At 53.1% G+C, this 14,200-nt stretch carries 12 protein-coding genes; 10 read left to right on the top strand and 2 right to left on the bottom strand.

Going from position 1 to position 14,200, the window contains the following annotated elements; all coding sequences use genetic code 11:
• From QWU00_RS15025 to QWU00_RS15070, 10 genes are all read left to right on the top strand, one after another.
• Nucleotides 1-1,155 carry a dihydrodipicolinate synthase family protein gene (locus tag QWU00_RS15025; protein ID WP_197056334.1) on the top strand — a complete coding sequence of 385 codons (1,155 nt, stop codon included), beginning with the start codon at nt 1-3 and terminating at the stop codon, nt 1,153-1,155.
• 1 nt (nt 1,156) lies between these two features.
• Entirely contained in the window at nt 1,157-2,014 is an 858-nt protein-coding gene (locus QWU00_RS15030; RefSeq protein WP_035382181.1) for a sugar phosphate isomerase/epimerase family protein, read from the top strand.
• 14 nt (nt 2,015-2,028) lie between these two features.
• Nucleotides 2,029-2,790, top strand: coding sequence for an electron transfer flavoprotein subunit beta/FixA family protein (locus QWU00_RS15035; RefSeq protein WP_035382180.1), 762 nt, complete (start codon nt 2,029-2,031; stop codon nt 2,788-2,790).
• Nucleotides 2,790-3,716 carry an electron transfer flavoprotein subunit alpha/FixB family protein gene (locus QWU00_RS15040; protein ID WP_035382179.1) on the top strand — a complete coding sequence of 309 codons (927 nt, stop codon included), beginning with the start codon at nt 2,790-2,792 and terminating at the stop codon, nt 3,714-3,716. The genes QWU00_RS15035 and QWU00_RS15040 overlap by 1 nt, the downstream gene beginning before the upstream one ends.
• 126 nt (nt 3,717-3,842) lie before the next feature.
• Nucleotides 3,843-5,432 carry an acyl CoA:acetate/3-ketoacid CoA transferase gene (locus tag QWU00_RS15045; protein ID WP_035382178.1) on the top strand — a complete coding sequence of 530 codons (1,590 nt, stop codon included), beginning with the start codon at nt 3,843-3,845 and terminating at the stop codon, nt 5,430-5,432.
• Between the two features lie 288 nt (nt 5,433-5,720).
• Nucleotides 5,721-6,407, top strand: a complete 687-nt coding sequence (locus QWU00_RS15050) for a TetR family transcriptional regulator (protein ID WP_081939144.1) — start codon at nt 5,721-5,723, stop codon at nt 6,405-6,407.
• A 223-nt stretch (nt 6,408-6,630) separates the two neighbouring features.
• Complete coding sequence (locus QWU00_RS15055; RefSeq protein ID WP_035382177.1) at nt 6,631-7,251, top strand: sorbitol dehydrogenase family protein; 621 nt, start codon at nt 6,631-6,633, stop codon at nt 7,249-7,251.
• Between the two features lie 17 nt (nt 7,252-7,268).
• The gene (locus tag QWU00_RS15060; RefSeq protein ID WP_035382176.1) at nt 7,269-8,906 is read left to right on the top strand and encodes a GMC family oxidoreductase; all 1,638 of its coding nucleotides are present in this window, start codon (nt 7,269-7,271) and stop codon (nt 8,904-8,906) included.
• Nucleotides 8,899-10,206 carry a cytochrome c gene (locus tag QWU00_RS15065; RefSeq protein ID WP_035382175.1) on the top strand — a complete coding sequence of 436 codons (1,308 nt, stop codon included), beginning with the start codon at nt 8,899-8,901 and terminating at the stop codon, nt 10,204-10,206. Before QWU00_RS15060 ends, QWU00_RS15065 begins: the two co-directional genes overlap by 8 nt.
• A 135-nt stretch (nt 10,207-10,341) precedes the next feature.
• On the top strand, nt 10,342-11,544 hold the full coding sequence (locus QWU00_RS15070) for an MFS transporter (RefSeq protein ID WP_035382174.1): 1,203 nt from the start codon (nt 10,342-10,344) through the stop codon (nt 11,542-11,544).
• Between the two features lie 111 nt (nt 11,545-11,655).
• Here QWU00_RS15070 and QWU00_RS15075 read toward each other — a convergent pair whose 3' ends face one another.
• Together QWU00_RS15075 and QWU00_RS15080 are read right to left on the bottom strand one after the other, a co-directional pair.
• Entirely contained in the window at nt 11,656-13,020 is a 1,365-nt protein-coding gene (locus QWU00_RS15075; RefSeq protein ID WP_052051533.1) for a TolC family protein, read from the bottom strand.
• A 50-nt stretch (nt 13,021-13,070) separates the two neighbouring features.
• A complete protein-coding gene (locus QWU00_RS15080; RefSeq protein ID WP_035382172.1) occupies nt 13,071-14,198 on the bottom strand; it encodes an ABC transporter permease in 1,128 nt (375 codons plus the stop codon).
• Nucleotides 14,199-14,200: the final 2 nt, after the last annotated feature.

Here is a 14,200-nt window from a genome sequence, read left to right on the forward strand (position 1 = left end):
ATGACCATGAAAATAGCTCTTCCAGATATCAGTGGTCAGAAGACGGATTATTGTCTGACGGGTGTTCCGTTACCCGAGGCCGTTCTTCCTTCTCATCCGGCACGGATTGTTTATTCAGCCGCGCATGTGGTTGCCGATCCCTTTACGAATAATGATCCATCCGGATCACCTGCGATAGATTGGGAGAAAACTCTTGAATTCCGCAGGTACCTTGCAGGTTTAGGGATTGGCATTGCGGAGGCTATGGATACAGCGCAGCGTGGTATGGGGCTGGATTGGCCCAGAGCGTTGGAACTGGTTACACAGACACGTAAAGAATTGCCAGATGCGCTGGTGGGGAACGGATGCGGCACAGATCATTTGGCGCCGCAGGATGCACGATCAATTGACGATGTGGTTCGGGCTTATCTGGAGCAGGTTGAGGCTATTCAGGCCGTAGGTGGCCGGTTGATCCTTATGGCAAGCCGCGCTCTTGTGAAAGTAGCCACCAACGCGGGGGACTATCTGCGTGTTTATTCAGATGTTCTCTCCGCCTGTGATCATCCCGTTATTCTACACTGGCTAGGGGAAATGTTTGACCCTGCACTGGCGGGATATTGGGGAAGCACATCTTTTGAGACCGCCCTGGAAACTGTTCTGGAAATTATTGAGACCAACAAAAGCAAGGTCGATGGTATAAAAATCTCCCTTCTGGACAAACAGAAAGAAATCATTCTGCGGCGACGCCTGCCTGACGGTGTGAAAATGTATACCGGAGATGACTTCAATTATCCGGAACTGATTGAAGGAGATAATCAGGGTTTCAGTCATGCCCTTCTGGGTATTTTTGATCCTCTGGAACCTGCTGCTGCGTATGCCGTCTCTAAGCTTGGAGAGGGAGACAAAGCTGCTTTCCGTTCCACTCTGGACCCTACAGTACCTCTTGCCCGCACAATTTTTCGGGCTCCCACGCAATATTATAAAACTGGCGTAGTGTTTCTTGCCTGGCTGAATGGGTTTCAGGATCATTTTGTTATGGTGAACGGTGCTCAGGCTCTTCGGCCTTTGCCCTATTTTACCGAAATTTTCAGGCAGGCTGATCAGTGTGGCCTGTTACGTGATCCAGAAAAGGCAGTGCATCGCATGACGTCACTTCTGGCGGTTTACGGAGCCTGAAATGCGGGATTTCACGCATGATCTTTCCGCATTGGCGCTGAATACCGCCAGCTTGGGGCATAATGTGTCCGGTGCAGGGGCAGGCTGGTCGCCTGAGCGAACTCTGGATGCATGCGCTAGGCGCGGGATTGGCGGCATTGTCTTTTGGAGGCGGGAGGTGGCAGGGCGTGGTGCTGACATAGCGCGCTGTGCGCGCGAGGTTGGTGTCCATGTGGCCGGGCTATGCCGGTCGCCGTTTCTGGTAGGGCCAATGGCGCCGGTGGGAAAGCAGGCTGTGATTGATGACTTTCGTTCAGCCTTGGATCTGGCTGCGGAAATAGGCGCGCCAGTTTTAACTATTGTGACAGGAGGCGTTCAGCCCGGAACAAAAGGGGTGGAAGATAGCCTTAAGCTGGTAGCAGGCTATTTGGAGGAAATTGTCCCGTATGCAGATGCATGTGGGGTTAAGCTGGCATTGGAGCCCTTGAATCCAGCCTATGGCGGAGATCGCTCGTGCCTGACAACCACCCGAGATGCGCTGGATATCTGTGACATGGTGGAGGCTCCGGGCCTGGGTGTTGCCATAGATGTTTATCATGTCTGGTGGGATACGGATTTACGCTACCAGATTCAACGGGCTGGCCAGCGCATTTTTGGATATCACCTCTGTGACTGGTTGGCCCAGACGAGCGATATCCTGCTTGACCGCGGAATGATGGGGGATGGGGTGGTGGCTTTGAAACCCATTCGGGCAGCGGTGGAAGCGGCAGGTTATAACGGATTTTGTGAAGTGGAAATCTTCTCTGCAAACAATTGGTGGAAACGAAGCCCGGAAGACGTGCTGGATATCATGGTTGAACGTTTTCGTACTGTTTGTTGAAATACGAGGGTGTGATGAAAATTCTTGTTCCGGTAAAAAGGGTTGTTGACTATAACGTTAAGGTGAGAGTGAAGGCAGATGGCAGTGGAGTTGATCTGTCTGGTGTGAAAATGTCCATGAACCCATTTGACGAAATAGCTCTGGAAGAAGCTGTTCGCCTTAAGGAAAAAGGGCTGGCTACAGAGGTGGTAGCTGTTTCTGCCGGCGTGGGGCAGGCGCGTGATACCTTACGCACAGCGCTTGCGATGGGAGCAGATCGGGCGATACTGGTTGAGACATCCACCGATGTGAATGACGACCTTGAGCCTTTGGCGGTTGCAAAAATCCTTACCAAGCTGGTTGAGACAGAAAAACCTGATCTGGTGCTGATGGGTAAGCAGTCCATTGATAATGATATGAATGCCACGGGGCAGATGCTTGCGGCCTTACTGGGGTGGGGGCAGGCAACGTTTGCCTCTCAAGTGGAGATTAAAGATGGAGCAGCCACGGTTACGCGTGAAGTGGACGGTGGCTTGCAGACAATCAGGGTAAATCTGCCTGCAGTTGTGACGGCTGACCTTCGCTTGAATGAGCCGCGCTATGTCTCTCTGCCCAACATCATGAAGGCCAAGAAAAAGCCTATGGAAGAAAAGACAATTTCAGACATTGGTGTGGATATCACGCCGCGTTTGCAGGTGGTGCGTACGGTGGAGCCAGCCCAGCGGAGTGCGGGGGTAAAAGTAGGTTCTGTTGATGAACTGATCGAGAAACTAAAAAATCAGGCAGGAGTGATCTGATGACTGTTTTATTGCTTGGTGAAAGCGTAAATGGCCAGCTTGCGACTGATACGGTTGCCAGAGCGCTGGACGCTCTCAAACCGCTGGGGGAGGTTCATCTTCTTTTGGTGGGAGACGTGACTGAAAATGCTGCCAGCACTGCGGCGCATTTGGAGGGGGTGACCAAGGTCCTGATTGCCCGTAACAATGCATTGGAGCATGGGTTGGCAGAACCTGTGGCGGCTCTGATTGTCGGGTTGGCTCCGCACTATAGCCATATTGCTGCGGGCGCCACGGCATTTTCTAAAAACGTTCTTCCTCGGGTTGCAGCTTTATTGGATGTTATGGTTCTGACGGATGTGACTGCCGTGCAGGATGCAGAAACATTTGAACGTCCAGTTTTTGCCGGGAATGTCATTCAGACAGTAAAGTCCACTGATAAGATAAAGGTATTTACAATAAGAACGTCTGTGTTTTCTGCCGTGGCGCAGACTGAAGCGGCCCTCATTGAGACGCTGGATGAGGAGACGCTGCCCTGTCTTTCTCAATGGGTGGAAGATCAGTCTGTTATCTCTGAGCGGCCTGAACTGACGTCTGCCCGGGTGGTGGTGTCTGGCGGCCGTGGAATTGGGTCTAGAGAAAATTTTGAGTGTATTATCAGTCTCGCGGACAAGATGGGCGGAGCCGTTGGCGCAAGCCGTGCGGCTGTGGATCTTGGCTATGCTCCCAATGATTGGCAGGTAGGGCAAACAGGGAAGGTAGTTGCGCCAGACCTGTATATTGCGGCGGGTATTTCGGGCGCCATTCAGCACCTTGCCGGAATGAAAGATTCCAAGGTGATTGTTGCCATCAATAAGGATGAAGAAGCTCCCATTTTCGGGATTGCGGATTATGGCATTGTGGGAGACCTTTTTACCGTTCTTCCCGAGCTTACCCAAAAACTCTAAGTGTGTCATCACAAAGAGGGGAAAAGGGCCGGAACGACCAAAGCAGAACAGATTGTTCTTGTGGGTTACAATGGCTCAAAATATAAATAACCAGATAGTTAAAAATAGCTGGAAAGCTGAAAACAGATGTCCAAGATCAAAAGCGCCGCAGAAGTTGCTGAGTTTATCAAGGACGGAGCCGTTATCGCCGTCAACTCATCAAGCGGCTTATGCTGCCCTGATGAAGTTCTGGCGGCAATTGGTGCCAGGTTTCGGGATAAAGGGGGACCGAGAGGCATAACCACCATTCACCCCATTGCCGCAGGGGACATGTTTGGTACCAAAGGCGTGGATCATGTTGCGCAGCCCGGCCTTCTTTCCACTATTATTGGGGGGTCGTTTCCTTCTGGTCCGTCTTCCATGGAGCCACCCCTTATTCGGCAGATGATCAGTGATAATCAGGTTGCTGCCTACAATGTGCCGAGTGGCATTATTTTTGATATGCTGCGGGAGGGTGCGGCCCTACGGCCAGGTGTGATGACACAGGTAGGGATGGAAACGTTTGTTGATCCGCAACTGGAAGGGTGCGCCATAAATGAAGCGGCCCGGCAGAAGCCCATTGTGGAGCGGATTACTTTCAAAGGGCAGGAGTGGCTATATTTCAATGCATTGCGGCCCGATGTGTCTATTATTCGAGCGAGTACGGCGGATGAACGCGGCAATCTGACCTTTGAGAATGAGGGGGCTTATATCGGTGCGATGGAGATTGCGCTTGCCGGGCGCAATAGTGGAGGGATTGTTATTGCGCAGGTGAAGCGTGTTGCGCAGTCTGGTACATTGCGGCCTCATGATGTGCGTGTGCCCGGTATTCTGGTAGATTATGTTGTAGAAGCGCCTGAGCAGTTGCAAACAACCGCAACCCCGTATGATCCAGCTATTTCAGGTGAAGTATTTCGGCCTCTGGACAGTTTTAGTCTGCCTGAGTTTGATGCCGCCAAGGTGATGGCGCGGCGGGTGGCGCAGGAGTTGAAGCCGGGTTGGGCTGTTAATATCGGCTTTGGAATTTCCGCCAATGTGCCCAGAATCCTGCTTGAAGAAGGCCGACATGGGGAGGTGACATGGGTGATTGAGCAAGGAGCCGTTGGTGGTATCCCGCTGCTTGATTTCAAATTTGGCTGTTCTTCCAATGCAGAATGTTTTGTCGCTTCCCCGCAGTTATTTACCTATTTTCAGGCCGGTGGATTTGATGTCTCCCTGATGTCTTTCCTGCAAATTGACCGCATGGGGTCTGTCAATGTTTCTAATCTGGCGGCGCGCCCTCATGTTACGGCGGGGGCGGGCGGCTTTGTGGATATTACGTCTCATGCCAAGCGCATCATCTTTTCAGGCTATTTCAATGCGGGCGCAAAGCTGGGCATTGCTGATGGTAAGGTGCGGGTGGATCGGGAAGGCCGCGTGCCAAAAATAGTTGAGAAACTGGATCAGACATCCTTTTCCGGCCCAAGGGCGATCGCGGAAGGGAAGGAAATTCTTTACGTGACGGAACGGTGTGTCATGAAATTAACATCTCAGGGCCTGATGGTGACGGAAATTGCTCCGGGTATTGATCTGCAAAGCCAGATCCTTGATCAGGCGGAAGTGCCGCTTCTCGTGTCATCCTCTCTGAAAGAAATGGATGGGGCTCTTTTTCAACCGTCTATGGTAGCGGAGCTGGCACGGAACAAAGAAGCGGCCTGACAGTTGGAAGGTGTTGCGCCAGATTAAAAGGAGGGGGGCAGGCGATGGAGGTCTGTTCCCTGATCTTGTTTTGTCTGGGCGGAGGCAACCATTGGCGGTGTGATTGGGGTGGCGAGGGCGAGAAAACCTCTTTTTTGAACCACTCATGTGCGTGTTGCTTTATGGTCTGGAGCTGTGGCTTTAGGTAAATATCTTGTTACTTAGAGGAAATCACGATATCCTTACACGTTGCTCCAGAATGTATCTGAGTGATGATTGATTTGCATGCACTTTAAGTGAGGGAATGGCATGACGCAGGCAGAAAGCAAGGAAGGCAACGATAGTCTGCCTGGTAAGAACGCTGCGTCTGCGCGTACTCCCCATAAACGGGATGCGGAAGCCACCCAGAAACGTATTCTTTCCTCCGCAAAGCATGAATTTGCCATGAGTGGACTGGCTGGTGCCCGGGTTGATGTCATTGCTGAGAAAGCTGAAGCCAACAAGCGGATGATTTACCACTACTTTGGTAGCAAGGAAGCGCTTTTTACCAAGGTTCTTGAAGAAGCTTATAGTGATCTGTATGAGGCGGAACGCAAGCTGAAGCTGGATCATCTTGAACCCAGAGTGGCGTTGGAGCGTTTTGTAAGATTTACATGGACTTATTACCTAGAAAACCCGGATTTTATTACGCTTGTAAATAGTGAGAACCTGCATAAGGGAGTGCATCTGGGTAGTTCCGGTGTTCTGAAAAGTGTGAGCAGAAACCGGCTGCACATGTTGGAAAACCTGTTGGCCCGAGGGCAGAAAAGTGGTGTGTTCCGCAAAGGCATAGATGCCATGCAGTTGCATATTTCCATAGCGGCACTTGGCTATTATTACCTGACAAACAGATATACGGGGTCCATTGTTTTTAGATGTGATCTTATGGCGCCTGAAATGCTGGAAAAACGAATTGAATTTAATGTAGAGAGCATTCTTCGTATTGTTGGTGCCTGAACTGGCTTGTCTATATTTTTAGAATCAGACATTTTCTGTTTTTTATGCCTGATAAGGCGCAGTAGAGTGCGCTTTTCAAGCATATATGACCTTTCCGTATAGCAACAATCTCACTGCCCTTCTTGTCGCATGCCCCTGAACGAGGGTAACGAGGGGGCTTGTATTGTGTCCAGTCGTCGAAAACGCTGTTAACGGGCACATCACTTGAGAGAAGGCGTGCTACGTGGCGGCAGAGCGATATAGTTTCCCGGTGGATGTGCATCACAGTTCCCCCAACGGTATGCGGATGAACCGTATGCTGAGGATGTCTCGTCGGGATGTTCTTCTGGCGGGAATGGGGGCGGCTGTGGTCTCCGTAACTGCGCACGCTGCCGAGCCGCCAGAGGCATCTGCGCCGGGTGTGGCCGATGCTGCGCAGTTTCTTACGCTTTCCCTCCGTTTGACAGACCGGGAAACGCTTTCTCCTGCTATTGGCAACGCTCTTTATGCCCGCATTGTGCAAGCTGTGCCGGAGAGAAAAGAGCAGATCAGCAGATTGCACGCGCTTTTACAGCAAAAGCACTTTGAGAGTGCGCAGGCACTGGCGAAAGCAGCCGAACAGGCTGATCCTGTCTTTAAGGATGTGATTCACGATATCATGACAGGATGGTATCGCGGGGTGGCAGCCCAGAAGGTGGTTGTCTATCGGTCCGCCCTGATGTTCGACATTACGAAAGATGCCGTCTACCCCAAGACCTACGCAACGGGTGGGCCGTTCTATTGGACATCAAAGCCGCCTGAAGTGCCGCTTCCCACGGGTGAGCCGGGGCTTTCTCCGTCCAAATTTGTTGTGGAACCAACCTGATAAACCGGATTTGAAATATGTCTTCTGAACAGACTCTTAGCGCCGATGTGGTGATTGTCGGCTCCGGTGTTGCGGGAAGTTCCATCGCGAATGAACTGGCGCGGGCGGGTATTTCCGTGATTGTGCTGGAAGCCGGTCCTCGGGTGGATCGTCAGCATTTTGTGGAAAATTTTCGCAACCTGGAAAACAAGCCGTCCTATCAGGGGCCGTTTCCGGCTGTGCCGTGGGCCAGACATCCCCCTAACCAGATGACGCCGAATGAGTATCTGCATACGACGGGGCCGGATGCTGAAGCCTATCAGCAGGTCTATCTACGGATGATGGGTGGAACCACGTGGCATTGGGCTGGGTGTGCATGGCGATATCTCCCCTCTGATTTCGAACTGCGGTCACGTTATGGGCAGGGGCGGGACTGGGCCCTGAAATATGATGATCTTGAGCCGTTTTACTATCAGGCCGAGGTCATGATGGGGGTGTGCGGTCCTGATCCGGCTAAGGAAGATTTGGGTTCTCCGCGCAAGCAGCCTTACCCCATGGAGGCGTTGCCCATTTCCTATGCCGCCCAGCAGTTCCGGAAACTGATTTCCGAGAAGACACCGTTACGGGTTGTGCATGAACCGCAGGCCCGGAATACACGCCCGTATGATAACCGGCCTACATGCGAGGGCCATAACAACTGCATGCCCATCTGCCCTATCGGGGCCATGTATAACGGCAGTTATTCCGTCTATCATGCAGAGGCTGCGGGTGCGCAGTTTGTGCCAAACGCCGTTGTGTACAAAATAGAACGTGATGATGCCAACAAGCGCGTAACCGCCGTGCATTACTTTGATCCTGATAAAGGATCTCATCGTGTAACGGGCAAATATTTTGTTATTGCGGCGCACTGCATTGAAACCGCAAAACTGCTTCTGGTTTCTGCAGATGATAAAAGCCCGGATGGCGTGGCGAACAGTTCCGGCCACGTTGGCCGCAACATGATGGACCATACGGGCGTACAGGTAACGTTTATCAGTGGCGATGAAGCGTTGTGGCCGGGCCGTGGGCCTTTGGAAACCAATGTGATTGACAATTTCCGAGATGGAGACTGGCGTTCGGAACGCGGTGCCTATCTTGTGCATATGGTGGATGACAATCAGGTTGATCTGGCGACTTCTCTGGCAATTTCAAAAGGATATGTGGGCAAGGAACTGGAAGAGCAGATCCGGTATCTTGCGTCTCACACCGTAAGGCTGTTCAGCCACAATGAAGGACTGGCAGACCCTGAAAACAGGCTGACACTCAGCAAAACCCATAAGGATATTCTAGGGCTTCCGCATCCGGAAGTATATTACAAACTGCCAGAGTATACCGTAAAAAGCTGTGATCATACGCGCGGGCTTTTCAAGGATCTGATCGGCTTGATGCATGGTCGGGATGAGCAATGGACACCGGGTTATTTTCCGCAGGATCATCCCGCAGGCAGCACAATCATGGGGGTGGACCCCAAGGATTCTGTCGTGGATGGTGAGTGCCGTACGCATGATCATGAAAACCTGTTTATTGCCAGCTCTTCCGTTTTTTCATCAGTGGGAACAGGCAATATTACGTTAACGGTTGCGGCGCTTGCTCTTCGCGTTGCGGATACGCTTAAAAAAGAACTGACACATGCCTGATACCGTCCGTAAAGTTTTTGTCTCCCTTTTGGTTGCAGGCACTGTTCTGGCAGGCATTCCTTCTCGCAGTAAAGCGGCGGATACGCCAGATGCTGCTTTGATTGAGCGCGGTGGGTATCTGGCCACGGCGGCAGATTGCGTTGCGTGCCATACCAAGCCAGGAGGCAAGCCCTTTGCCGGTGGTTTGAAAATTGCCACGCCAATGGGGGATATTGTTTCCACCAACATTACGCCGGACCCAGAGCACGGGATTGGTGCTTATACTGAAGAAGACTTTGAAAAAAGTGTGCGGCACGGTATCCGTAAAGATGGTTCCTATCTTTACCCCGCCATGCCCTACGTTTCTTATTCGGGTTTGACAGATGGGGATGTGAAGGCCCTGTATGCATGGTTCATGCATGCGGTGAAACCAGTAGCGGAAACACCACCCCAAACATCTCTCTCCTTTCCGGCTAGTGTCAGAACTGCCATGGCAGGCTGGAATATGCTGGCCAATCATAATCAGGCTGAGACTGGGGATTCCGCCAGCTTTGATAAAATGCGCCGAGGGCGTTATCTGGCAAACGCGTTGGAACATTGTGGCACCTGCCATACACCGCGAAACTTCATTCTGAGCGAAAAGCAGGACCAGTATCTGGGGGGCGGACCGCTTGACGGCTGGTATGCGCCCAATATTACATCCAGCAAAACAAGCGGGATTGGAGACTGGAGCGAGGATGATTTGGTGCGCTATCTGCAAGCCGGCGCAGTTTCGGGCCGCAGTCAGGCCGCGGGGCCAATGGCTGAGGCCGTGGAGCACAGTACCAGCCATCTGACAGACGCTGATCTTCACGCTCTTGCTGCCTATATCTTGCAGGTTTCTCCTTATGATGAAGACGCGGCACACAAGCCAAGAGACAGCTTTGGCGAAGCCACGGTCCAGCCGGATATTCGCAGTGGTGATCTTACGCGAATTGATGATGTAACTGCGTTTAAAGGTGGCGCGGTTTACGGTGCAAATTGTGCGGCATGCCATGGGGATGATGGAGCAGGGGCCCGCAACAAGTATGTACCGTCTCTGTTTGCTAATTCAGTCGTGGGGGCTTCCCGCCCGGATAACCTGATTATGACGGTACTGTATGGTGTGCATCGTACAGTAGGCAAGACAGAGGCTTTCATGCCCGGATTTGATGGGGGCTCGGATGTGCAGCGTCTGAACGATGGTGAAGTTGCCGATGTGGTCAATTACGTGATGGCGCAGTATGGCAGCGGTAACCCCCACGTGACGGCAGATCAGGTAAAGACGTTCCATAAAAAATAGAGTGCATTATTTTCTGATGTGATTTTGGGGGCAGCCGGAAAACTTGATTTCTTCTGGCTTCCCGTCAGCTTTTAAACATGCCAAAAGCCCCTGCTCATCTGGCCGGATAAGGTCATTGTTTCTGTCAGGACATTCATGCTGTTTAAAACGCTTTCAGGGCAAGCCATTGCGGGACTGTGCGCACTTTTTGCCTCGACTTTTATTGCCGTAACAACAGAAGTCGCGCCTGTGGGACTTCTGATTGATATGTCACAGGCATTTCAGATCAGTGAAGGACATGCCGGACTGGCCGTGAGCGCTTATGCGCTTCTGGTTGCGTTTGGCGCCGTGCCTTTGACGATCCTGACAGGGCGGATGGACCGTAAGTTTCTGATGCTCCTGTGCCTGATTGGGTATGTTGTCTCCAATCTTATCTCGGCTCTGGCTCCCTCATTTCTGGTGCTGTGCCTTGGCCGGGCGCTTGGGGGCGCCGCTCATGCGTTGCTGATGTCCATTGCCTCAGCCTATGCCGCTTATCTGGTGCCGGAGAAAATGACCGGGCGCGCCATTTCCTTTGTGTATGGAGGTACGTCCCTGGGGTCTGTGCTGGGTGTACCGGGGGCTGCGGCCATCGGGCATTTTGCGGGCTGGCGTGTGGCACTTTATATCATGACCGGACTTTCCCTGCTGTTGACGCTTTTTATTGCGCTCTACCTTCCGCGCGTCCGGGCACCTGCTGGCGGCAGCCCGCAGCTTCCAACGGTAAGATCACGCTACGCCATGCGTATTTTTCTAGTGGTTGTGGCGGTGGATGCCGTATTCTTTTTTGCCCATAACCTCCTTTATACGTATGTCTCTCCGCTCCTGCTTCAGCATGGTCTGTCGGAAAGCATGTTGAGTGTAGCCTTGCTTCTGACAGGCGGGGTAAGTGTTCTGGGCCTATGGGGGGCAGGGCAAGTGGTGGATCGCTGGCCTGCGGCAGGCTTGTTTGGTGGCGGGCTGGCCATGCTTGTTGGCATGGGGCTGGTATATGGGCATCTGCTTTCTGCCTGGGCCGCCGTAGCGGCTGTGGGGATATGGTGTGCGGGGTATGCTGGCGTTATTCCCTTTGTGATGTCTGGGGCCATTCGTGCCCGTGCGACCAGTGCAGATGTGGCGGGTGCTGCCATTAACAGTGCCAGCAATTTTGGCATTTTACTCGGTTCTGCCGTGGGTGGGCATTTGCTGAGCACTTTGGGCTTTGCCGTTTTGTGTCCGGCGGCCGTTATCATCACTCTTGTGGGGATCATGCTGGCGGCGTTTAATCCCGGCGCTTTTCCCCGCACTCTTGATCATGTTGAAACAGAGCAAAGCAGTTAAAGAAAGCAGCCGCCAAGAGGATGGTACCCTCGTGGTATTGTCAGTCAGACTGAATGTCTGGAGAGAAGGGGGCGCACAAGCGTCCCCTTTTTTATTGCAAGCCGCGAAAGTTTAATGCCAACCGCCACCAAGAGCGTAAGACAACGTAACCGTAGCAATCTGCTGTTGGGCTACGGCCTGCGTGAGGGCATTTTCTACGGAGAGTGTATCCAGTTTGGCATCCAGAATATCACGCAAGGTGCGCTGCCCACCTTCGTACAGCCCGCGAGCGGCGGTTTCATTGGAGCGTGATTGGCTGAGGGCGGCTGAAAGGTCCCGAATACGCTGATCCTGGCTGGTTCGTGCCTCATAGGCGTTTTCTACATCTGCGAGAGCGGAAAGCAGGGTTTTGTCGTAAGTGGCAACGGCCTCATCAAGCTGCGCATCGGCAGCCGCAATACGGGCGTGAATACGGCCTGATGTGAAAATGGGTAAATAGCTGGTCAGCGCTACAAGGCCTCCTGTGCCGGAAAGGCCTGGAATGCCATCAAAACGCAGGCGGCCATCTCCTCCAAAAAATTGTAGCCCAAAGCGGGGGAGTAGATCAGTCTTGGTGCTTTTCAGATGATAGAGACGGGCCGAGACAAGGTCTTCCGCAGCAGCAACATCCGGGCGACGGCGCAGGACGGTATCGGGGAGTTCTCCTGCGGGGGCAGGGGGAGTTATAAGGAATGTGGTGGAGACCGGAACGGTCGCGCTTTCGGGCGGTTGCCCGGCCAGAATGGCCATGCGCCGCAAGGATGCATTGAGTGCGGTTTGCAGGAGAGGACGACGGGCCTGAAGCGTGTTGATCTTTTCGTCCACACTTTGAATATCGGATAAAACAGCCTGTCCGGCTGCAAAGCGTGCCTGTGCATACGTTTTCAGACGGTTGAGTGTGGCAAGGCTCTCCTCCAGAAGAGTGAGTTGCTTGCGGAGGGACTGAACCTGTACATAGTGTGTTGCCACATCTGCCGCTATGGCCATCTGGACGCCGTGTAGTTTTTCTTGTTCAGCCAGAACCACGGCATGCGCGGCCTTGGTTTCAGCATGACGCCCGCCAAATAGATCAGGTTCCCAAGTGGCGGCAAGCCCTGCAAGGTGGCCATCTGTTCCGGCATCCCGCGCAGGAATATCGTAGGGATTACGCCAGTCCATCCCGCCACCTGCAATATTGCCCGTAATGCCAAGCGTCGGTCCTAAGGTGGAACGTGCGACTGCTTGAGTAGCCTCTGCCTGCAGAATGCGATCACGGGCGATGCGAAGGTCCGGATTGGCTTTCAGCGCGTTTTCAATAGCCCATGTCAGGGCGGGATCATGCCATGCGCGCCACCATGCTGACAGGTCAGACGGTTCCCCAGCAGGATCCTGTGTGAAATGGGCAGGGACTGCCACACTGGAGGGTGGCGCGTGGGTGGAGAAGGGAGAACATCCAGCAAGCAGCAGAAGAAAGGTCAATAAAGGTTTGGGCCGGAGGAACCTGTGGGGCGTGAAAAGGTGTATTGGCATCAGGATTGGCTCGTCAGCATGGAACGGAAGCGCGCGAGGGCGAGGGCAAGAAAGACGATGCCTGCCGCTGTAATGGCGAGCAGAGGGATCATGATCGCATTGAGCCCGGCACCGCGATAAAGAATGGCCTGAGAAAGTGTGACAAACTGGGTTGTCGGGAAAAACCGGACAATATTCTGAATAAGCGTGGGCATGTTTTCAACCGGCGTTGCTGCCCCGGACAGCAGATATGCCACGGCGTAAACCGGAACCGCCAATAGGCCAAACTGCGGCATGGTGGGGGCAACTGTTGCCAGCATAACCCCCAGCGCCGTGGCGGAGAACAGATAAAGCAGGGTGCAGCAGGCAAACAATGGAATGGAGCCAGCCAGATGCACGCCTAACCAGACATGCACAACCAACCAGAGAGACAGCATGGCCGCGATGAAAATGGCCAGCCCGTTGGTGATGATCTTGGCGAGTGCAATTTCACTGGCGGTAACAGGGAGGACGAGCAAATGTTCGATCGTGCCATGTTCCCGCTCACGGATAATGGCGGCCCCAACGAGAATGATGGAGAGAATGGTGATGTTGGTGACAATCTGCATGACCGACATGAACGGGAAGGATTCACTGTTCAGGTTGTAATAAACCCTGCTTTTGATCTGAAAGGGCATGAAGTCAGTCAAAGCGGGGGCATGTGTTGCGGCCTGCACCTCGTTCATGAAAATCTGTGTCAGGTAGGACGTGCCAAGTCCGGCCTGTGTCATGGCTGTGGCATCTACCCGGATTTGCAGCGCAGGGGAGCGACCAGCCAGAACGTCCCGTTCAAAGGATGGCGGGATATCAACAACAAAAATGAAGTCCCCTTTGTCCATGCCGGTTTCTGCGGCCTCTGGCGTGGTGAGAACAGGCGGCTTGAAGTAGGGCGGTAAAACGGCATCACGCAGTTTAAGGGAAAGCGTGGAATGGTCATGGTCAATGAAGGCCACCGTTGCATTTGACACTTCGACCTTGACCCCATTGGCCACAGCCAGAACACCTGCGGTGAATGCAAACACAATCAGGGCTATCAGCACACGGTCCTGCACCAGGCTGCGTATTTCCTTGCCGCAGAGAAGGCCAATATTGGTAAGCCAGTTTTTCATGC

This window comes from Acetobacter tropicalis (assembly GCF_030644465.1).
In the GTDB taxonomy this organism is placed as follows: Bacteria; Pseudomonadota; Alphaproteobacteria; order Acetobacterales; family Acetobacteraceae; genus Acetobacter; species Acetobacter tropicalis.